Source organism: Lysobacter sp. yr284, from assembly GCF_900107375.1.
Taxonomy (GTDB): Bacteria; Pseudomonadota; Gammaproteobacteria; order Xanthomonadales; family Xanthomonadaceae; genus Lysobacter.
Window position 1 is genome coordinate 1,034,303 of sequence record NZ_FNPT01000001.1, and the last position, 20,177, is coordinate 1,054,479.

The window sequence follows — 20,177 nt, forward strand, 5'->3', positions numbered from 1 at the left end:
CGACCGCGCCGGCGATGCCGCACAATCGCAGGCGGCGCCCGCCCCGGGCCGGCGCCGCGGCGGCGGCCCCGTTCCGCCGCCGCGCAAGCGCAGTCCAATCGTCCGTTTACCAAGGAGAGAACGAATGAAAGGCTTGTCTGCCCGATCCACCCTGCTGTTCGTCGCCGTCGCCGTCGCCGCGTTCGGCTTCTCGGCATCGGTCTACGCCGCGTGCCAGGACCGCTGGTGCACCAAGAACTACAACCAATGCCGCCTGGATGCGCGCGCCGACGGCGTCATGACCGACGCCGAGTTCCAGAAGTGCTTCGACGAATGGAGCAAGTGCCTGCTGGCCAACGGTTGCCAGGCGCCGTAAGCGCCGTTGTCCGTCGACGTCCGGGCTTGCGCGCTCGCGCGCAAGCCCGGCGTCTGCGCAGCCGAAAGCTTTCGTTTCGCAAGAGCCCATGGCCTTGATCGCCAGTCCGCCGACCATCTCCGGGCGCCCGCGAACGCCTGGCATCGCGCCCGCAGCGCATCCCGCGAACGACACCCGACCCAGGTAACGCCCGCGCGCAGACCGGCGGCGCGCGGCTTGAATGCCTCCCTCCTTGCATTCGCCGTCGGGTGGCCACGCAATCCTGGGGCGGGTACTGTTGCGAGATCCCAGGGACTTCGGCCCGGCCCATGTCCAGAACCAGCGTGTTGGCGGTCGGCATCGCGTGCCTGAGCGCGGGGTTCGTGCTCGGCAACTTCGCCAGCCACGGCCGGACGGACGCTCATCCGTCGCAACGCGCGTCGTCCGACGCAGATGCGCCTTCCCCAAAGGACCCCGCGCAATCGTCGCGGGACGCAACCCCGCAGCCCATCGGCTCGCAACCGGTTTCGAGAGCCGACGCCAGTGCCGATTCTTCCGGCCGCCCTGCCGACCTGCGTGCGCTCGCGACTTGCGCCAGCCGCACAGAACCGAAAGCCGCAGAGCGTTGCCTGCAGCAACTCGACGCCATCGGCGTTCAGGACCCTGCGGTGCGCAGAACCTTCCTGCAATTGATTTCAACGCAGCAAGATCCGACCGCCAAGGCGCGGATCTTCGAGAACATCACGCCTGCGCCGCTACCGCCGGAAGACTTGATGCCGTTCCTCAAGGAACTGGAGTCGGTGCGAGGATCGTCCGACCCGGAAGTCCGCGCCGACGGCTTGATCCGTACCGCCGCCTGGGACCGCAGCGACGCCATTGCCGGCGTGCTCAGGGAGGGCTTGTACGACCCGAATGCGGAAGTCGTTCGCGCCGCAGCGACTGCGGTTCTTGTTTCGAACGTACGCACGCAAGACATAAAAGAGGCCCTGCTGGCACTGGCATCCGACGCAACGCCCGATTCGCAATTGCATCGCAGCGCACTGGAAGCGTTGGGCGACTTCTCGTTGAACCGCGAGGAGTACCTGATCTACCGGGCGGCTCGGGATCGCGTCGACGCCAAGTCACGTAGGTAAATCATTCAGCTCCCGCCGCACGGCCGTGTTGTTGCAGCGCTTGCGATGCTCTTATGCTTTTTCCCGTTGGGGATGCGCATCGCCCGATCTTCGTCGCCGCCGGTTTCGTCCGGCACGCACGCTTGCGAGCCCCGGCCTACGCAGCCGCGAAACGGCCGATGCAATGGAACGCACGCAGCCTCGAGCACTCGCTCCGTTCGCGCTGCTTTTCACGAACTGTCTTACGGAGGCACAAGGATATGCACCGATTGATCTGCTCCTTCGCTATCGTGCTGGCAGGCATCGCGTTCAGCGGTACCGCCCTGGCCCAGAGTTGCCCAGGAAAGCTCGTCGGGCTCAAACCGATCAAAAATCCGTCCGGACAGAAACTTGCGGAATTGCAGCTGTACTACGATGCGAATTCGGGAAAGAACTGCGCCCGCACCATGCATTCGAGCGCGACCTGGGGCCAGAACCGGCACACCACGGTGCTCTTGCAAACCTGCAAACAGGAAAACTTCCATCCACGCAACGGCTGCAGCAAACCGCTTCTCTATAACGAGGACTGGGGAAACCGCAAATACCAGGCCGGGCCGGTTTCTGTGGCGGGCGAGAACCGATGCGTTTTCGTCCAGGGCGGCATAGTCATGCCCGTCGCCGGCGGGCAGAAGGCCTACCGGGTCGAGATCAGCGGCCACTGCGGATAAGGCCGTCCGCGACACGACGGCGCCCCTGCCCGAGAGGCGGTGGCTACCAGCGCAACCCACTGGTCGCCCTGCCGGCGCGGCTTTTTCGAACCATGCCTGAGCCGAAGTTCGAGCGCCCGAGACAAGGAGGCACTCATCTCGCGCGTGACGGCAGAGAAGAGGCGCGGGCTTGTGCGATCGATCCCGACAGCTGCGGGGGATGGGGGCAGGATCGACGGCTTGCCGGCGATCGAGCTCTCAGAGAGTGGAAACCGAAGGAAAGCTGCCGTTGGCCGACTTACGACGAGACCCGTAGGCTCTATGCGGAGCTGGCGGCGCATTTTGCGGCCGCCTTCCTTTTCGCGCTGGCGACTGGGTGGCGCGTCCCGAACGTTTTTCGCCTTGAGTGGCTGCGAGCCGGACTTGGCGCCACCTGCGCCACACCTGGGCACATTGGTACGTCGCGGCCGCACTTGGATCCTTGATGGAACTTGGCGGCTGGAAGTCGCTGCAGTCGGCGCTGCACTACGGACACCTCGCGCCGGATCATCTCGCCCTGGAAGCGCCGCGAGTCGCCTCGGCGAACATCCGCGCAATTTCCGTGCGAGCTAAAAAAACAAAGGGCCTAGCTCGAAAGCTAAGCCCTTCTCGTAAATGGTGGCCGGGGAGGGAATCGAACCCCCGACACGGGGATTTTCAATCCCCTGCTCTACCAACTGAGCTACCCGGCCATTTCACGGGCAACCCGTGAGAGAGGCGGCATGATACGGACGGATGCAGCCGATGGCAAGCCTCCCCTGCGCTGAACGATGCCGGCGGGCGCTGCGCCCGTCGCGCGCACCGGGCGCATCATGCGGGCGATACCCCAGCGGCGGCGATGCCGCCATAAGGAAACGTCGATGAAACGCTCGCTTACCGCGATCCCGCGCGGCCGCGCCGCGCCGTTGTTGGCCGCCTGCCTGGCGGTCGCCGCGCTCGCCGGCTGCGCCAGCGCCGGTCCCAAGCTCGACGACGCCCAGCGCCTGGCGTTGTACCGGCAACATGTCGGCGCGCCAGTGGACAGCTTCCAGTACTTCGGCCGCATCGACGGCTGGACGCCGCTCGGCGACAGCACGCTGGGCCTGTGGACCAAGCCCAACCAGGCCTACCTGCTGGAGCTGCGCGGCAGCTGCCCGGGCCTCGACTTCGCCCAGGCGATCACGGTGACCAACCAGATGGGCCGCGTGCACCAACGCTTCGACAAGGTCGTGGTGCTCGATCGCCAGTCGATCAAGATGCCGTGCTTCATCGACCGCATCCTGCCGCTCGACGTCAAGGCGCTGAAACAGGCGCAGCAGGACCTGCGTTCGGCCGGGACGATGCCGGCAGACTCCAATCCCTGAGCGCGGCGATGCGCGGGCCTGCGGCGCGAGTATCGCGAGCGATGACTGCGCGCCAGGCCGGCATCGCACTGCCTGTCCGGCGCTCGCGCCGGTCGCGACGCCGGATCGCGGCCGCGTCCCTGGGCCGGCGCTTTGCGCATTCGCCGCGTGACACGTGTCAGAAAATTCCTACACGGCGCCGGGCCGTCGGCCTACTGCGCCGGCCCGGCCGGCGGGCGCAATCTGTGCGGGCCCCGGCAGCACGGCCATGCGACGACACGGACGCCGCTCAGCAATGGAACGAGGCCGCCGCCTTGAGCAAGCGCACCTGCGGAGCCTGGGGCTACTGATTACAGAAGTTGGGGAAGCGGTAATGCACTGCGAACAGGATGTTGCGCCGGCGGCCCGGATGGCCGGCCGGTTGCCCCCGCAGGGAATGCGCGGGGCGAGTGCATGAAGGCAGCGAATTGGGTCCAGGACACGTTCCGCGCGCTGCCACGCTATCTCTTCGTACTGACCGCCGTCTCGGCCCTGGCGTTGTTGGCCCGAGCGGCGGCTCCTTCTTTTCCGCGCGCATCCGTCGCGCACTCCGAATCCCTCGTCTCCGTTTCCGCGCCCCGCGCGTCTGTCGCTGCGCCGGCTTCGGGCGATGCCTCTTTGGCCGATGCCGCTTCGGCGGGCGCCGTGCCGGCGTATATCGCTGCAACGAACACGGCTTCGACGAATACGTCCCGGATGCACAGATCCCCGGCGGGCACAGCGCTGGCGGATACGATCGTCGCTGGCGCAGCCGCATCCAGACTCGTCGCCCAGGCGCGCCTATCGAAACCGGCGCGCTTCGGATCGCATTCGCCTGCGTCACGCGACTTTCCCGCCGAATCCCAGCTCAAGCGCGCGCACGCCATCGACTGACGCAACTGCCGGCATCCAGGGACAGCCGCGAATTTTCCGACCTTGCGCGCGACGACATCGATGCGCTCTAACGCTTTTGCGACGCGCCGCGGCGGCATCGCCACCGTCCATTCCCGCTTCCCACTACCGCTTCGATGCAGCCATCGCCGGCCGGCGCAGGCGCGCGATTCGACCGACCTTCCGACGACGCCGCGACGCACCTGGGGCCGGTCGCAGTCAGAGGCTCGGCCCCCGCTTGGGACCGGCCGGCTCCTGCGCCACGCCCTGATGTTCAAGCTGCTGAGCCTGGGCCTGCTGAGCCTGCTGCTGGTTGAGCTGCTCCACCCGATCCAGGCTTCTCTGCGCGGGAATCCGGGCGGCGTTGCCGGCGTCGATCGCCAGGTGATGGTGCGGCCCCGCAGGCCCGTGGGGCGAGGCGTACCCGATGAGGTTCGTGGCCCCATCCGCCCCTGTGCCGATCACGACCCCGGCGAGGTTCGTGCCCACCGTCGGGTCCGCCTTCACCGCCGCCACGCCGGCCGCGGCGAGGTTGCGCGCCTGCGCTTCGCTCCACCGGCCGTCCGCCGTGATCGCAGCATGGAACATCTGGAAGGCCCGATGGTCGGGATGACCGGGACCGTCCGCCCGCACCGCAGCTTTCTCGGCCACGGTGTCCTTAGGCATCTTGTCCACGCCTGAACTCGAGTCCCGGGCGGTCCGCAGCTCGAGCTTGCCGTGACTGGTGTCCGTGAAGCCCAGGCTCCTGCCGGGGCCGCCCAGGTCCAGGCCGTTGCGCTCCATCTGGCGCAGGTCGAGCTTCAGGCTGGCCAGGTCCAGGCGGACTTCGGGCAGGGCCTGGGTGCCGGACTGGCCCAACTCCGCTCGACGGGCCGCGATCGTCTCCAGCACGGTCCCGCCGTAGTAGTTGCGGTAGTTGGAATTGCCCTCGCGCCCCAGGCCGGCGCTCTTGTCGTAATGGCACGCGGCGACCGCTTCGACCGCGGGGCTGTCGAAGCGGTCGCCGGTGAGCTGCATGCCGTCGTTGCGCAGGCGGATCCCGGGCGCCAACGCCGGCGGCCGGTTCTCCCTGGGCTGATCGACGCAACGCGTCGTCGGCGCCGCGCGTTCCAGAAAATCGTCGACGTCGAACCGGCCCGGATGCGCGCCCGTCACCCGGCTCGCCAGGGCGTTCATGCCCACCAGTTCGGCGAGCGCTTCGTCCCTGCGGGTGAAGTCCAGGTAACGCTGCGCGTCGCGGGTCAGGTCGACATAGGACGCGTTGCCGGCGGCCTCGCGCAGCGCGATTCCGGTCGCGGCGGACAGGCGTTCGATCTCCATCGCGCGCGCCGACGCCGTGAGCGCGTGGCCGACCTCGTGCCCGATCGCGCTGGCGACGTTGTCGATGCGCGCCTGCGGTTCGATCGACTGGTGGGCGAACGCGTCGGCGCTCACGAACACCGTCTTCGAGGCCGTGTCGTAATGGCCGCCCTCGTGGGGCTGGTCGGTCACGCGCAGGCGGCTGAGCCGCCCTTGGTTCATGGCGTCGACCATGACGCTCGACAGGTAGGGCGAGGTGGCGATCGCCGCCTGCATGTCGGCCACGGCGGATGGCGGCAGGCCTTTCTGCTTCGCCAGGCCCTCGATCAACGGCCTCAACTCCGGGCGCACCTCAGCCATGGCTCAGATCCGCGCTGTCCGCGTCGATCTGCACGGAGAGCACGCAAGCGCGGCCCTCGGCTGTGCCGTCCTGGGCGCGGTAGAGGTTGGCCTTGATGTAGAAGGCGATGGCGTTGCGGGGGAAATCCTTGCGGAACGACCAGCGTTCGCGCTGGTGGGTCGGCCCGCGGGTGCGCGAGTAGCCCAGCTCGACCAGCGCATCGCTCAGCGGCTGGAAGGCCAGGCCGCAGGCGGTCGGCGCGCGCTCGGGATCGCGCGGGTCGCCGCGCCAGCCAGGCGGGATGAAGCGGACCTCGACGCGGCGCCCAGGCACGTCGGGATAAACCGAGCCGACCACGACGTGGTAGCGCCCGCCTTGCCCCAGCTCGCCCTCGGCGATCAGCCGATCCGGGTTCCGCGGGTCCGCGGCCAGCGGCGTGCCCAGCGCCTGCGCGACCTGCGGGCCTTCCGTCTGGACTGCCGTGCTCAGGCCTGCCACGAGCGTGAGCAGCCGCGTCTGCAGTTCGTCGGACGTCAGGGCAGGCCCGTCGGGAATCGAAACGCGTGCGGGAGCCGGGGTGGCGGGCGCCGCCCGGGGCGCCTGGCCCGCGGCCCGATCGGCTGCCGCCGCGGCGGCGTCGCCGGCCTGCTCCGGCGTGGTCGGGTGGGCGTGGTCGGAACCGGGGGCCGTCATGGCGGACTTCTCCTTGGGGGTGGCCGGGGCTGGGTCGGTGGCGGGCTGGACGCACGCCGTCAGCCCGGCCAGGGCCAGCGCCAAGAGGCGCCAGCGACTGCGCGAGCGGTGTTCGAGGGGGTGAAGGCCATCCGCGGGGCGGACGGCCGCATTGCCTGTCACGTCGGGGTCCGTCCTTCGCCGCGTCCAGCGCCTGGGCGCCCAGTGACGCCAACGATGCGCAGCCAAAGGTTGCACATCAAGTCCGCTTTTGAGGAGGCGATCAAGCCAGTAACGCGATGCGGAGCGCAGATCGAAAGGCCCGTTCGAGACACGTGTCCGTCAGGCACACGGGGTGCGCCCGGCGGCAAACGGGCCTGCGTGATCGGCCAAGGCCCGATCCGGATCGTCCGGGGTCGGGAACGGCTCACTCGTTGGTTTCGAGGTCCGCTGCCCCGCGCGAATCCGCCCCACCCCCTAGCCCGGCGTTGGCCGGTTGCGGCCACCGCTTTTCCCGCGGATAGCGAGGGCGGGCCCGTTCCGCGGGCGCGGAGCTGGGATTGATACGCAGCCCGGCGGTCGGTCGACTCGACGACGGTCGATGCCGCAAACCCCGCTCGCTTCCGTTCGGCAGCACAGGTCGAGGACAGCGCGATAAAAAAACGGATGCCCGAAACCTTCCCGGGCATCCGCTCATGACAAACGTTCGACGACTCGCTGGAGAGACCGCCCGCAGCGCCGGGGACGCGGCGCTGCGGGCGAAGGACGGACGGGGTTCGCCACCCGCCCGAACCGGTGACGGCCGGCCGCGTCGGCGCGGGCGCCGCGCGCGGCCGGTCCGGATCGATCAGTAGGCGTTGGCGACCCCCACCGCTTCGTAGGCGTCGACATGGCCGCTGCCGACTTCGAAACGCTGCCGCCCCGGCATCGGATCGGCGGTCTGGCTGAGGATCTGCTTGACCTCCAGCGGTTGCAGCGACGGCTTGGCTTCCAGCAGCAGGGCGACGATGCCGGCGACGTGCGGCGTGGCCATCGAGGTGCCGCTCATGTGGGTGTAGAACGGCGCGCGCGCGCCGAGCGCGGCGTCCTGCTGCGCCGCCAGCAACGGCAGCGCGCCGGTCGGCGCGCGGGTGGAGACGATGTCCACGCCGGTGGCGACCAGGGTCGGCTCGTTGACGTAAGTCCAGCGCTGTCCGTCGGGCATGACGAAGCTGCCGCTCTCGCCCGGATTGCCGCGCGAGGAGAAGTCGGCGAGCGTGCCGTCCTTGTTGCCGGCGCCGACCGAGATCACCCACGGCGCCTGCGCGTAGGGGTTGTGGGTGTTGGCGCCGGGGCCGTCGTTGCCGGCGGCGAACACGCTGACGATGCCGTGCTTGTAGGCCTCGTAGCTGGCCAGGTTGACCGGATCGGTCGGGTCGAACGCGCCCGAGGTGCCCCAGGAATTGGAGATCACCCGGATCGGCGAGGCGAAGCTGTTCTTGTGCGCGATCGCGTAGTCGTAGCCGCCGACCGCGTCGAGGATCGAGATCACCGCGCCGGAGCCGTAGCCGACCAGATCCGCGCCGGTGGCCACGCCGCGGTACAGGCCGGCGGAACGCGCGCCGCTGCCGCCGACGGTGCCGGCGCAATGGGTGCCGTGGCCGGAGCTGATGTCGGTGTTGAGCTGGTTCTCCAGCACCGTCACCGGCAGGAAGTCCAGCAGCGAATGCAGGTTGGTCAGCGCCTGCACGTTCTGCACCACGCGCTGGCCGTACTTGAGGTCGGCGTGGGTGGCGTCGATGCCCGAGTCGTTGATCATCACCGCCACGCCGCGGCCGGTGAACGGCACGCTGCGGCCGAAATCGCCGGGATGGGCCTGGACCCGGTTGACCCCGGACAACTCGCGCGCTTCCTGGTTGTAGTAGCGCAGCGGCCGGTTCAAATGGATCGAGCGCACGTCGGCGCGTTGGGCCAGGGCGCGGATCTGCGCCGGGGTCGCCAGCGCGCCGGCGATCGGCAGCGCGCGCATGCTCACGCCCTGGCCGATGCCGAGCAGTTGCAGCGCCTGCACCTGGGCCGCGCGCAGCGGGCCGGGCTGGTCGTAGGACACCACCACTCGAGCGGGGCGGCATCCGCGGCGCCGGCCAGGGCGCGCTCGAGCGCGGCGTCGAGGCGGGCGGCGGCGAGGCCGACGCCGCTGGCGGCCAGGCCCAGGGCCAGCGCGGTCAGTTTCAGAAGGGTGCGACGGTTGCGTTGCATGTCGTGCGGACTCCCTGCGTGCCCCCGGGGACCGGGTGGCCCACCTTGGCCCGGCGCGCGGGCGCGGCGACATCCGGGAGACCGCCCAGCCGGCGTGAGGGAAAACCCCTACAGACCGGCGACCGGCCGCACAGTAGGCTCGGATCGGCGTCGCCCTGCGCCGGCCCGATGGGCCGTCCGCGGGCCGGCGGCCGGTTCATGCGCGCGCGACGGGTTCCGGGTTACCGTCGCGACGGCCAGGCCGCCGCGGCCCGGCGCTGCCAATCCGCGACGGACAGGGGACGACACCGACATGCGCCACACCGACTCGATCCCGACCGGCTCGACTTCGATCGCCGCGCTCCTGCGCGCCGCGCGCCGCGCCCTGCCCCGGCTGGCGGCGTGGGTCGCCGCGGCGGGGCTCTCGCTCGGCAGCGGCGCGGCCGCGGCGCAGATTCCGTTGCCGGTGACGGTGGCCGCCACCGGCAACCACGCCGAGGCGACCGTGCGCCTGCCGTTCCTGCCCGGCTGGCCCGGCCCGGTCGTGGCCGAACTGCTGCTCGATTTCGAAGACGCCAGCGGGCTCAGCCCGGCCGCCCTCGGCGTCTCGGCCAAGACCGTGAGCCTGTACGACCCGAACCTGATCGCGCGCCTGCCCGATACCGACCTCACCACCTTGCCGGGCAGCCTGCCGATGCTGGTGACGGTGCAGCCGCCGCTGTCGGGCGGCCTCAAATTCAAGGGCAGCGGCCGGGTCGAGATTCACACCCACTGGCTGCCCTACGCCGCCGGCACCCGCCTGCGCCTGTTCAAGGCGCCGCTGGGCGGCGCGTTCTACGACGTCACCGACGAGATCGCCGCCGGCAGCGTGCGCGCGCGCGGCACCTACGGCGGTTTCTCGCAGTTCCTGATCCTCGCCGACGCGCGCCCGACGCCGCTGGTGATCGCCTCCAAGCTGCAGCGCCTGCGCGCGCGCGTCGACCTGCTGGCGCCGGCCGAGCGGCCCGGTTTCGACGCCCTGCTCGACGACGTCGAAACCGCGCTGGCGGTGCCCGACTACGCCGCCGCGCTGGCCGCCGCCGACGCCGTGCGCACGCGCGCGCAAGCCCGCGCCGGCGTCTACATCGACGACGAATGGCGGGCCACGCGCACGCACCGCAACGATGCCGGCGAACTCGCCGCCGGTGCGGCGACCCTGCGCTTCAGCGTCGCCTACCTGCGCGACTACGGCCCCTGAGCGCGCCGCCGCGTCCGCGCCGCGCCGGCATCGACGCGGGCGCGGGCGTTCCAAGTAAGATGCGGCCATGCCGGCGCGCCTGATCGTTTACCCGCCCGAAGCCGCAGCCATCAGCCGATGGATCCCCGCCGGTTCGCGCCTGCGCATCGGCCGCGATCCCACGTGCGAGCTGCGCATCGACCACCCTTCCGTCTCGCGCCAGCACGCCGAACTGGCGCACGGCGCGGACGGCTGGCGCTTGCTCGATGCCGGCAGCAAGAACGGTTCCCACGTCGACGGCATCCAGGTCGCCCAGGCGGTGCTCGAACGCAGCGAAGCCTGGCTGCGCTTCGGCGATGTGCTGTGCGAGTTCTCGCTGCACGACGAGGACGAGGCCCAGGCCTGGCAGGAACGCGAGCGCGAGCGCCGCGCGCTGTCGCAGGCCTGGACCCGGCGGCTGGAGGCCGGCGCCGCGCCGTCGGCCGAAGCCGCGGCGGCGGGCGGATTCGACGACGGCCTCGCCGCCGCCGACCTGCCCGGCGACATCCTGCGCGGCGTGGTCGAACTGGCCGGCTGCAGCCGCGGTTTCCTGCTGCTGGCCCAGGGCGAGGAATTCCTGGTCCAGGCCAGCCTGTCGCTGGAGCACGAGGACCTCAGCGCGCGCGCGTTCTCCGGCAGCGTCGGCGCGGTCCAGCGCTGCCTGCGCGAACGCCAGCCGGTGGTGGTCAACTGGATCGACGACGACCCGTGGCTGGCGCAGCGCTCCTCGGTAATCACCGGCGGCCTGCAAAGCCTGGTGTGCCTGCCGCTGCTGCACACCGGCCGGGTCCTGGGCGCGGTCTACGCCGACCGCCGCGGCGCCGGCGAGGCGATCAGCCAGTTCGACATGGAACTGCTGGCCGCCTTCGCCGACAGCGCGGCGTTGTGGCTGCTGGCGCAGCGCGCGTTCGACGCGCTGCAGCCGGCGGCCGCGCCGCTGCGCTGGAACCGGGTGCTGGGCGCGCAGGCCACCGCCTCGTGAGCGACACCACCGCGACCGGCCTGTACGCGGGCCGCGGGCTCGCGCCCGGCAGCCTGCTGGCCGGGCGCTTCCGAATCGAGGCCATGCTCGGCCTGGGCGGCATGGGCGAGGTCTACCGCGCCCTCGACACCACCCTGGGCATCCAGGTCGCGCTCAAGCTGCTGCGCCCGGAGCTGGCCGCGCGCGGCGACGCGTTCGAACGCTTCCGCCAGGAACTGCTGACCGCGCGCCAGGTGTCGAGCCCGCGCGTGGTGCGCATCCACGACCTGTTCCGCCATGAAGGCCAGTGGCTGATCGGCATGGACTGGATCGACGGCGAGGCGCTGGACCGGCGCCTGGACCGCGACGGCGCGCTGCCGATCGACGCCGCCGTGCGCATCGCCCGGCAGATCGCCGAGGGCCTGGCCGCGGCGCATGCGCGCGGCGTGGTCCATCGCGATCTCAAGCCGGCCAACGTGCTGCTCGACCGCAACGGCGAGGCGCTGATCGCCGACTTCGGCGTGGCCCGCTCGCTCGCCGGCAGCGGCCTGACCCAGACCGGCGCGATCGTCGGCACGCCCGATTACCTTTCGCCCGAACAGGCGCGCGGCGAAGGCGCCGACGCGCGCAGCGACCTGTACGCGCTGGGCCTGATCCTGCACGAAATGCTCAGCGCGCAGATGCCGTTCGCCGGCGGCACCGCCAGCGAAGTGCTGGCCCAGCGCATGCTGCGCACGCCGCCGCCGGTGAGCCGGCTGCGCGCCGACGCGCCGGCCTGGCTGGTGCGGCTGACCGACCGCCTGCTGCGCCCGCAACCGGCGCATCGGTTGGCCGACGCGGCGGCGGTGATCGCCGCGATCGACCGCCGCCACGTGCCGCGCGACTGGCGCCCGCGCCGGCGCGCCTGGATCGGCCTGGGCGTCGCCGCGACGCTCGCCGCGGCCGCCGCAGGCGCGTGGTGGCTGCGGCCCGCGGCCGCGCCCGTGGCGGCGCCGGCCGCGACGGCGCTGCCGGCCGCCGCGCCGCTGCAGCGGCTGCTGGTCGCGCCGCTGCAGGCCGCCGGCGACGACACCGAACGCCGCTACCAGCGCGCGCTCGCCGCGGCCCTGCGCCAAGCGCTGGCGGCGCGCGGCGCGGCCGTGGTCGACGACGAACGCAGCCAGCAGGCGCTGCGCCAGCTCGACCCCAGCGGCGCGGCGCCGCCGGCCGCGCAGCAAGCCGCACGGCTCGCCCGCGCCGAGCGCACGCTCGGTTTCGCGCTCGCGCACGACGGCGCGCAGTGGCGCCTGCGCGCGCGGCTGCAGGCCGGCGCCGGCCCGGCGCGCGAGTTCGCCGCGCAAGGCGCGACGCCGACCCAGGCGCTGGCCGCACTGCTGGACGCTGCGGCCTTGCGCGACGCGCTCGGTCTCGCGTCCGCCTCCGCCGCCGCGCCGCCAGCGGCGGCCGCCATCGCAGCCGAACCGCCCGCCGCGCTGGAAAGCTACGGCGCCGGCCTGATCGCCCGCGACCACGGCGATCTCGCCGCCGCGGTCGCCGCGCTGGAACGCGCCACCGCGGCCGCGCCCGGCTTCGCCGCCGGCTGGCTGGCGCTGGGCGAGGCGCGCAATGCCGCCGGCGACGCCGACGGCGCCTATGCCGCGTTCGAAAGCGGCGAACGCGCCGCGGGCGCGCCGCCGGCGGGCGCGACAGCGGCCGAAAAGGCCACAACGCACGGCGCCGCCAAGGACGCCGCGCCGAACGACGCCACCGCGGACGGCGCCGCATTTCGCCGCCGCTTCGCCGCCGAACGCGCGCTCCTCGACGGCGACGCCGAAGCCGCCGCGGCGTACTGGCGGCAACGCGCCCAGGCCGCCCGCGACGACACCTACGCGCAACTGGCGCTGGCGCGCGCGCTCGGCGCCGGCGGCGACGCGCCCGCGGCGATCGCGCAGTCGCGCGCGCTGGCCGCGCGCGACCCCGACGACCCGCGCGCCTGGTTCGAACTGGGCAAGTTCTCGATCCTGCACGGCCAGGCGCAGCCGGCGGTCGACGACTACCTGGTGCGCGCGCTGGTCCAGTACAAGCGCGGCGGCAACCGCTACGGCGAGGCCGAGACCCAGAACGCGCTCGGCATCGGCTACGCCCGCCTGGGCCAGAACGATCACGCGCTGGCCCAGTACCGCAGCGCGGTCGAACTGCGCCGCGCGGTCGGCAACCGGCGCGGGCTGGCGACCAGCCTGCGCAACCTCGGCAACGTGCTGGCGCTGACCGGCCGCTTCGACGAAGCCGCGCGCAGCCTCGGCGACGCGCGCGGACTCTACGCCGCGCTCGACGACCGCCACGGCCTGGCCGCGGTCGAGAACGAACTCGGCCTGCTCGCCGAGGAACGCGGCGACTACCCCGCCGCGCTGGCCGCGTTCCGGCGCGCGCTGGCGGCCTGGCAGCAGGCCGGCGACGCCGCCGGCACCGCCCAGGCGCTCAACGACATCGGCTTCGCCCACTACCAGCTCGGCGCCTACGACGACGCCCAGGCCTACCTGGTGCAGTCGCGCGAGGCCTACGCCAGGCTCGGCGACGAGACCGGCCGGGTGCGCACCGCGCAGAACCTGGGCCTGCTCGCCGCCGCGCGCGGGCAGTGGCCGCAGGCGCGCGAACTGCTCCAGTCCTCGCTCGACGCCGCTTTGGCCGCGCAGATGATGGAAGAAGCGGCGGTGGCGCGGCGCAACCTGGGCGAACTGGAACTGATGCAGGGCCGGATCGGCGCGGCGCTGGCGCAACTCGATGCCGCGCAGGCGCTGTTCGCCCAGCGCGACGACGCGCGCGGGCAGGCCGACGTCGGCCTGCTGCGCGCGCAGGCGCTGGCCGCCGCCCACGCCGGCGCGCAGGCGCGCGCGACCCTCGACGCGCTGGCGCCGCAGCTGGCCCAGGCCTCGTCCGAACAACGCGGCATCGCCGCGCTGCTGCGCGCGCAGCTCGACCGCGCCGGCGGCGAGCGCAGCGGCGAGCGCGCCGCGCTGGGCCAGGCGCGCCAGCACGCCGCACGCTCCGGCGTGCGCCTGCTGCAGTTGCAGGTCGCCGTGCAGGCGGCCGAGGCCGATGGCCGCTTCGAACCGGCGCTGCAACGCGACATCGACGCGCTCGGCCACGCCGGCCTGCGCCTGCAGGCCGCCGGCGCGCGCATGCGCCTGGCGCTGGCCGCCGCCGACGCCGACGCCGCGCTGCGCGCCTATCGCGACGCGCAACCGCTGCTGCGCCGCGGCGATCATCTCGAAGCGGCGACGCTGCACGCGCTGGCCGCGCAGGCGCAGCGCGCGCGCAGCCTCGATGCGGCCGCGAGCGAAGCGCGCGCGCTGGCCGAGCGGCAACGCCTGCGCGAACAACTGCCGCCGGCCCTGCGCGCGGGCTACGACCCGGCCCGCGCCCAGGCCGCCAACGCCGCCGCGCCCGCCGAGCCGGCGCGATGAGCGATCCGTCCGACCTGCGCACGCTCTACCAGGAACTGCTGCAACGGCTGCAACGCAACGAACGCGAGTTCCGCCGCCTCGGCCGCGCGGTGTGGCGGGTGCAGGAGGACGAGCGCCGCCGCATCGCCCGCGAACTGCACGACGGCGTCGGCCAGAACCTCACCGCGCTGAAGCTGCGCCTGCACGACATCCAGTCCGCGCTGGAACCGCAGCAGGCCGCGCTGCGCGACGGGCTGGCCCAGGCCCTGGCGCTGTGCGGCGACACCCTGGAAGACACCCGCGAACTCTCGCGCCTGCTGCGCCCGCCGATCCTCGACGACCTCGGCCTGGAAGCGGCGCTGCGCTGGCTCGCGCGCAGCCACGACGGCCGCGGCGGCGCGCGGGTCGAACTGGAACTGGGCGCGCTGCCCGAACTCGACGGCGAACTGCAGACCGTGCTGTTCCGCACCGCCCAGGAAGCGCTGGCCAACGCCGCCCGCCACGCCCAGGCGCGGCGGGTGCGGATCGGCCTGCACTGCCGCGGCGAGGAACTGCACCTGGACGTCCGCGACGACGGCCGCGGCTGCGATCCGGCCGCAGCCCTGGCCAGCGGCGGCAACGGCCTGAGCGGCATGCGCGAGCGCCTGCGCCTGTATGGCGGCCGCCTGGAGATCTCCGGCGCGCCCGGCGCGGGCCTGCGCCTGAGCGCCCGCCTGCCGCTCGACTACGCCTGATCGCGCGCGCGCTGCGTCCGACGCCTGCCCGCCCCGCCCGGACTTTGCCCACTGCCGGAGCGGGCGCGCAGTTGCAGCCGGGCGCGCCTGCAGCCACCCCGCGTCCGCGCCCGGCTTGACGCCCCGCGCCGCCCTGCGCACCCTGCGGCCATGCCCGAATCCAGCGTGCGCGTGCTCATCGCCGACGACCACACCATGGTTCGCGAGAGCCTGGCCGGCCTGCTGCGCGGCGCCGGCATCGACGTGGTGGCGCAGGCCGCCGACGGCGTGCAGACGCTGCAGCGCGCGCAGGAGCTGCAGCCGGACGTGGTCGTCACCGACCTGTCGATGCCGGGCCTCAACGGCCTGGAGGTGGTCCGCCGCCTGCGCGAACTGGCGCCCGCGCCGCGCGTGCTGGTGCTGACCATGCACCAGGAGGACGAATACATCCTGCAGGCGGTGCGCGCCGGCGCCGCCGGCTACGTGGTCAAGGACAGCCCGGCCGCGGAACTGCTGGCGGCGGTGCGCGAAGTCCACGCCGGCCGCGGCTACTTCGGCCCGCAGGCCGCGCGCGCCCTGGCCGAGCAACTGCGCCACCCCGGCCGCGACCTCGGCGATCCCTACGGCCGCCTGACCGCGCGCGAACGCGAAGTCTTCCACCTGATCGCCGACGCCCTGACCACCAAGGAGATCGTCCGGCGCCTGGCGATCAGCGTCAAGACCGCCGAAAACCACCGCGCCCGCGTGCTCGACAAGCTCGGCGTGCGCAACAGCGCGGAGCTGGTGCGCTATGCCTCGCGCAAGGGGCTGGTGGACTGAGTCGGCAGGCGTTCGGCCTTCGGCGCAGTTGGGTTGTCGCGGTCGCGGCTCGCGCCGCTCCTACAGTCGCAAACGAGCCGGCCGCAGTTCCTGTACGAGCGGCGCAAGCCGCGACCGCGCCACTCCAGCCACGGCGCCGCCCGCCCCTGCGCCGACGCCACAGCCGGCCCCGTCCGCCACACCGGCCGCCGCCCCGCTTCCCCGCCCCCGAACCGCCCGCCCCGAGGTCGCGACCGCCCCACCATTCGCCGTAGTATCCTCGGCATCCCAACAAGCGTTTTAACGGAGCAGCGGCATGAAGGCAGGCGTCTGGGTGCGGGTATTCGGTCTGGCGCTGCTCCTGGCGCTGCTGGCGGGCTGCAAGACCGGCCCGGTGCGGCGCGTGTCCGAGCCGGCCGCGCGCATCCAGCAGCTCACGGTCAAGACCGACGGCAGTTGGTCGGTGGACCTGCGGATCGAGAACTTCAGCAGCATCCCGATGCAGTTCGACCGCCTCGACCTGCAGCTCAAGCTCGGCGAGGAAACCGCCGGCCAGCTGCAGGCGCAGCCGGCGCTGTCGATCGGCCCGGAATCGGCCGACGTGGTCACCCTCGCGCTCAAGCCCGCCAGCGGCGCGCGCCTGGCCATCGCCGACGCCCTCGCCGGCGGCCGCAGCCTCAACTACAGCCTCAAGGGCGACCTTCTCGCCACCCCCAGCGAAGCCAAGCAGCGCACGTTCCAGATCGAGCGCAGCAGCGCGCTGAGCCCGGCGCCGGGCTTGCCCGGCGTGATGCGCTGAGGCCGGCATAGGGAACAAGCGATCGGCTAGCGCCGTCGCTTCCGGTTTCCGTCCCGCTCCTGCGTCCGCGCACCCGACTCCCAACTCCCATTCCCTTTCCGAACGAGCCCATGAGCACTTACAAAGCCCCCCTGACCGACATGCGTTTCGTCCTGTTCGACGTGCTCGGCGCCGAAGCGCAGTTCCAGCGCCTGGGTTACGCCGACGCCACCCGCGACGTGCTCGACGCGGTGCTGGAGGAAGGCGCGCGCTTCAACGAGACCGTGCTCGCCCCGCTCAACGCGGTCGGCGACCAGATCGGCTGCAAGCACGACAAGGCCACCGGCGCGGTGACCACGCCGCCGGGCTTCAAGCAGGCCTACGACCAGTTCGTCGACGGCGGCTGGTCCGGCCTCACCGCCGAAACCCAGTTCGGCGGCCAGGGCATGCCGCACGCCGCCGGCGTGCCGCTCAAGGAAATGATCGACGCGGCCAACCTGGCCTGGGGCAACTTCCCGCTGCTCTCGCACGGCGCCACCGAGGCGCTGCTGCACCACGGCGAGCAGTGGCAGCAGGAAGTGTTCCTCAAGCCGCTGGTGGAAGGCCGCTGGACCGGCACCATGTGCCTCACCGAACCGCACTGCGGCACCGACCTGGGCCTGCTCAAGACCCGCGCCGAACCGCAGGCCGACGGTTCGTACTCGATCAGCGGCACCAAGATCTTCATCACCGCCGGCGAGCACGACCTCACCGACAACATCATCCACCTGGTGCTCGCGCGCCTGCCGGACGCGCCGGCCGGCAGCAAGGGCATCTCGCTGTTCATCGTGCCGAAGGTGAAAGTCGCGCGCGACGGCAGCGTCGGCGACGCCAACGCGGTGCGCTGCGGCAGCCTCGAACACAAGATGGGCATCCACGGCTCGGCCACGTGCGTGATGAACTTCGACGGCGCCCAGGGCTATCTGATCGGCGAGCCGAACAAGGGCCTGATGGCGATGTTTACCATGATGAACACCGCCCGCCTCGCGGTCGGCCTGCAGGGCCTGGGCCTGAGCGACCGCGCGCTGCAGAACGCGCTGCGCTACTCGCGCGATCGCCTGCAAATGCGCGCGCTGTCGGGCACCAAGTTCCCCGAGCTGCCGGCCGACCCGATCATCGTCCACCCCGACGTGCGGCGCATGCTGCTGACCTGCAAGGCGCTGGTCGAAGGCGGCCGCGCGATGGGCTACGACGCCGCGCTGCTGGTCGACATCGCCCACGCCTCGCCGGACGAGAAGGAACGCGTCGAGGCCGACGCGCTGATCGGCTTCATGACCCCGATCGTCAAGGCCTGCCTCACCGAATGGGGCGTGGAATGCACCTACCACGCGCTGCAGTGCTTCGGCGGCCACGGCTACATCGCCGAACACGGCATGGAGCAGCTCGCCCGCGACGCGCGCATCACCACCTTGTACGAAGGCACCACCGGCATCCAGGCGCTGGACCTGCTCGGCCGCAAGGTCATGCAGCTGCAAGGCGCCGGCCTGCAGGCGATGCTGGCCAAGATCGAGGCCTTCTGCGCGCAGAACGAGAACAACGCGGCGGTGTCGGAATTCGTCGCGCCGCTGCGCAAGGCCTGCGGCGAGTGGCTGCAGCTGACGATGTCGGTCGGCAAGCGCGCGGCGGCCAACGCCGACGAGGTCGGCGCGGCTTCGTACGACTACCTGTTCTACTCGGGCTACGTCTGCCTCGCCTACTGGTGGGCGCGCAGCGTCGCCGCGGCCGAGGCCTCGGGCCAGAGCCAGGCGTTCAAGGACGGCAAGCGCGAGACCGCGCGTTTCTACTTCGCCCGCCTGCTGCCGCGCACCCAGGCGCACAAGGCCGCGATCGACAGCGGCACCGCGCCGCTGATGGCGCTGGCGGCGGAAGGCTTCGACGCGTGATCGCGCGCGGCGCGCGCGCGCAGCCGGCCACGCGCCGGCTGCGCGCCTGCGTCGCGATCATCGCCGCTGCGATCCTCGCGGCCTGTTCGCAACCGGCGCCGCCGCCCACCGAGTTTGCGGGCGGCATCGCCATACCGGCCGGCGCCGCCGGCCTGCGCGAGCACGTCGACGACGGCTTCCGCAGCATGACCGCGTACTACCGCTTCGAACTGCCGCCGCAGCAGTTGCCGGCGCTGACCGTGGCGCTGCGCTGCAGCCTCGGCGATGCCGGCACCGGTCCGCGTCCCGCGGGCGCCGGCGACCCCGCCTGGTTCGCGCCGGATCCGAGCCATCCGCATCGCCGCTGCCAGAGCCAGCTGGCGTCGGGCTGGTTCTACGAACTCGAGGTCGACCTCGCCCGGCCCGAGCGCTACGTCGTCTATCTGATCGCCTTCAGTTGAGCCGCCCGCGGCGGCCCGCAAAAACGCGTTCCCGACCGCTCGCGCACCGACCGCCGGCACGCCCGTCTACACAAAATGTAACCGACAGGGTATAAGCTCACTCTCCGATGGAGACCGATAGAGCGAAGATCCGCCTGGTCCGCACCGGAACCCACGCTGAAATGCTTCAGCGTGAGCCGGAAGTCTCCGGTGTCGGCGAGCCCTACTCGCCCTGGACCGGTCCGCGCGCAGTGCCGCGCAATCCCCTGGAACGCCTGAATTCGGTGCGGCTGCTGTCGCTCGATGCGCATGGGCGCGTGCTCGACTGGATGAACTGGCAGGACGCCGCCTGCCTGTACGCGCGCGGCGCGGTCGCCTGGACCCTCGGCGACCCGTGCCTGCAGGTGCACGGCGGCATCAACCGCTTCACCGGCGAGCGCAGCGTGCTCGAACTGCACCCGATCGTCGCCGCGCGCGGCCACGCCCGCCCCGGCGCGCTCGACCCGACCCCGGCGCTGACCAACGCCGCGCTGTTCGCGCGCGACGGCCACCTGTGCATGTACTGCGGCCACGATTTCCACCGCCCGCACCTCACCCGCGACCACGTCGTGCCGGTGTCCAAGGGCGGCCGCGACATCTGGGAGAACGTGGTCGCCGCCTGCTTCGGCTGCAATTCGCGCAAGGGCAACCGCACCCCGCAGCAGGCCGGCATGCCGCTGCTGGCGGTGCCGTACCGGCCGAGCTGGGTCGAGCACCTGATCCTGTCGAACAGGAACATCCTGGCCGACCAGATGGCGTTCTTGAAAAACCAGCTGCCGAAGAACTCGCGCCGGCTCGGATAGAAGCCGTGAACGCGGTCGCAGTATCGCGGCCGGCGTCACCGCCGATGTGCCGGTGTACGCGCATAAGCGACGCAAAACGCTCGTTGACGACATTACGGTCGTCCCGGACACTCGTCGCCATCGACTTACGGACACAT

Annotated in this window: 17 protein-coding genes and 1 tRNA gene; 14 read left to right on the plus strand and 4 right to left on the minus strand. The window is 72.0% G+C overall.

Annotated features, from left to right (window positions below):
* Positions 1–124 precede the first annotated feature (124 nt).
* The 3 genes from BLV01_RS04235 to BLV01_RS25150 all read left to right on the plus strand — a co-directional run bounded on the left by BLV01_RS04235 (position 125) and on the right by BLV01_RS25150 (position 2,153).
* Positions 125–355, plus strand: coding sequence for a hypothetical protein (locus tag BLV01_RS04235; RefSeq protein ID WP_091794288.1), 231 nt, complete (start codon positions 125–127; stop codon positions 353–355).
* Positions 356–663: 308 nt separating this feature from the next.
* Positions 664–1,467, plus strand: coding sequence for a hypothetical protein (locus BLV01_RS04240; protein WP_091794290.1), 804 nt, complete (start codon positions 664–666; stop codon positions 1,465–1,467).
* 239 nt (positions 1,468–1,706) lie between these two features.
* Positions 1,707–2,153: a hypothetical protein gene (locus tag BLV01_RS25150; protein WP_139178437.1), complete on the plus strand. Its 447-nt coding sequence runs from the start codon at positions 1,707–1,709 to the stop codon at positions 2,151–2,153.
* Positions 2,154–2,787: 634 nt separating this feature from the next.
* Here BLV01_RS25150 and BLV01_RS04245 read toward each other — a convergent pair.
* Positions 2,788–2,863: transfer RNA gene (locus BLV01_RS04245), tRNA-Phe, on the minus strand.
* A 168-nt stretch (positions 2,864–3,031) separates the two neighbouring features.
* Here BLV01_RS04245 and BLV01_RS04250 point away from each other — a divergent pair.
* Positions 3,032–3,514 carry a DUF6491 family protein gene (locus BLV01_RS04250; protein WP_091794291.1) on the plus strand — a complete coding sequence of 161 codons (483 nt, stop codon included), beginning with the start codon at positions 3,032–3,034 and terminating at the stop codon, positions 3,512–3,514.
* Positions 3,515–3,946: 432 nt separating this feature from the next.
* Entirely contained in the window at positions 3,947–4,405 is a 459-nt protein-coding gene (locus BLV01_RS25155) for a hypothetical protein (protein WP_139178439.1), read from the plus strand.
* 216 nt (positions 4,406–4,621) lie between these two features.
* On the opposite strand, the gene BLV01_RS04255 is transcribed toward BLV01_RS25155, so the two are convergent.
* The 3 genes from BLV01_RS04255 to BLV01_RS04265 form a co-directional block, all read right to left on the minus strand.
* The gene (locus BLV01_RS04255) at positions 4,622–6,061 is read right to left on the minus strand and encodes a hypothetical protein (protein WP_139178441.1); all 1,440 of its coding nucleotides are present in this window, start codon (positions 6,059–6,061) and stop codon (positions 4,622–4,624) included.
* Entirely contained in the window at positions 6,054–6,734 is a 681-nt protein-coding gene (locus BLV01_RS04260; protein WP_091794295.1) for a hypothetical protein, read from the minus strand. The genes BLV01_RS04255 and BLV01_RS04260 overlap by 8 nt, the downstream gene beginning before the upstream one ends.
* An 826-nt stretch (positions 6,735–7,560) precedes the next feature.
* Entirely contained in the window at positions 7,561–8,802 is a 1,242-nt protein-coding gene (locus BLV01_RS04265; protein WP_254782491.1) for a S8 family serine peptidase, read from the minus strand.
* A 441-nt stretch (positions 8,803–9,243) separates the two neighbouring features.
* Between BLV01_RS04265 and BLV01_RS04270 the strand changes: the two genes are divergently transcribed.
* The 9 genes from BLV01_RS04270 to BLV01_RS04310 all read left to right on the plus strand — a co-directional run bounded on the left by BLV01_RS04270 (position 9,244) and on the right by BLV01_RS04310 (position 20,040).
* The gene (locus tag BLV01_RS04270; RefSeq protein WP_091794296.1) at positions 9,244–10,167 is read left to right on the plus strand and encodes a DUF6689 family protein; all 924 of its coding nucleotides are present in this window, start codon (positions 9,244–9,246) and stop codon (positions 10,165–10,167) included.
* Between the two features lie 67 nt (positions 10,168–10,234).
* Complete coding sequence (locus tag BLV01_RS04275; RefSeq protein ID WP_091794298.1) at positions 10,235–11,167, plus strand: GAF domain-containing protein; 933 nt, start codon at positions 10,235–10,237, stop codon at positions 11,165–11,167.
* Positions 11,164–14,589: a serine/threonine-protein kinase gene (locus tag BLV01_RS04280; protein WP_091794300.1), complete on the plus strand. Its 3,426-nt coding sequence runs from the start codon at positions 11,164–11,166 to the stop codon at positions 14,587–14,589. The genes BLV01_RS04275 and BLV01_RS04280 overlap by 4 nt, the downstream gene beginning before the upstream one ends.
* A complete protein-coding gene (locus BLV01_RS04285; protein WP_091794302.1) occupies positions 14,586–15,302 on the plus strand; it encodes a sensor histidine kinase in 717 nt (238 codons plus the stop codon). The genes BLV01_RS04280 and BLV01_RS04285 overlap by 4 nt, the downstream gene beginning before the upstream one ends.
* A 150-nt stretch (positions 15,303–15,452) precedes the next feature.
* On the plus strand, positions 15,453–16,100 hold the full coding sequence (locus BLV01_RS04290) for a response regulator (RefSeq protein WP_091794304.1): 648 nt from the start codon (positions 15,453–15,455) through the stop codon (positions 16,098–16,100).
* 295 nt (positions 16,101–16,395) lie between these two features.
* Complete coding sequence (locus BLV01_RS04295; protein WP_091794306.1) at positions 16,396–16,878, plus strand: LEA/WHy family protein; 483 nt, start codon at positions 16,396–16,398, stop codon at positions 16,876–16,878.
* 110 nt (positions 16,879–16,988) lie between these two features.
* Positions 16,989–18,779: an acyl-CoA dehydrogenase C-terminal domain-containing protein gene (locus BLV01_RS04300; protein WP_091794308.1), complete on the plus strand. Its 1,791-nt coding sequence runs from the start codon at positions 16,989–16,991 to the stop codon at positions 18,777–18,779.
* Positions 18,776–19,219 carry a hypothetical protein gene (locus BLV01_RS04305; protein WP_091794310.1) on the plus strand — a complete coding sequence of 148 codons (444 nt, stop codon included), beginning with the start codon at positions 18,776–18,778 and terminating at the stop codon, positions 19,217–19,219. The genes BLV01_RS04300 and BLV01_RS04305 overlap by 4 nt, the downstream gene beginning before the upstream one ends.
* A 161-nt stretch (positions 19,220–19,380) precedes the next feature.
* Positions 19,381–20,040, plus strand: a complete 660-nt coding sequence (locus BLV01_RS04310) for an HNH endonuclease (RefSeq protein WP_091794312.1) — start codon at positions 19,381–19,383, stop codon at positions 20,038–20,040.
* The last annotated feature ends 137 nt before the right edge of the window (positions 20,041–20,177 follow it).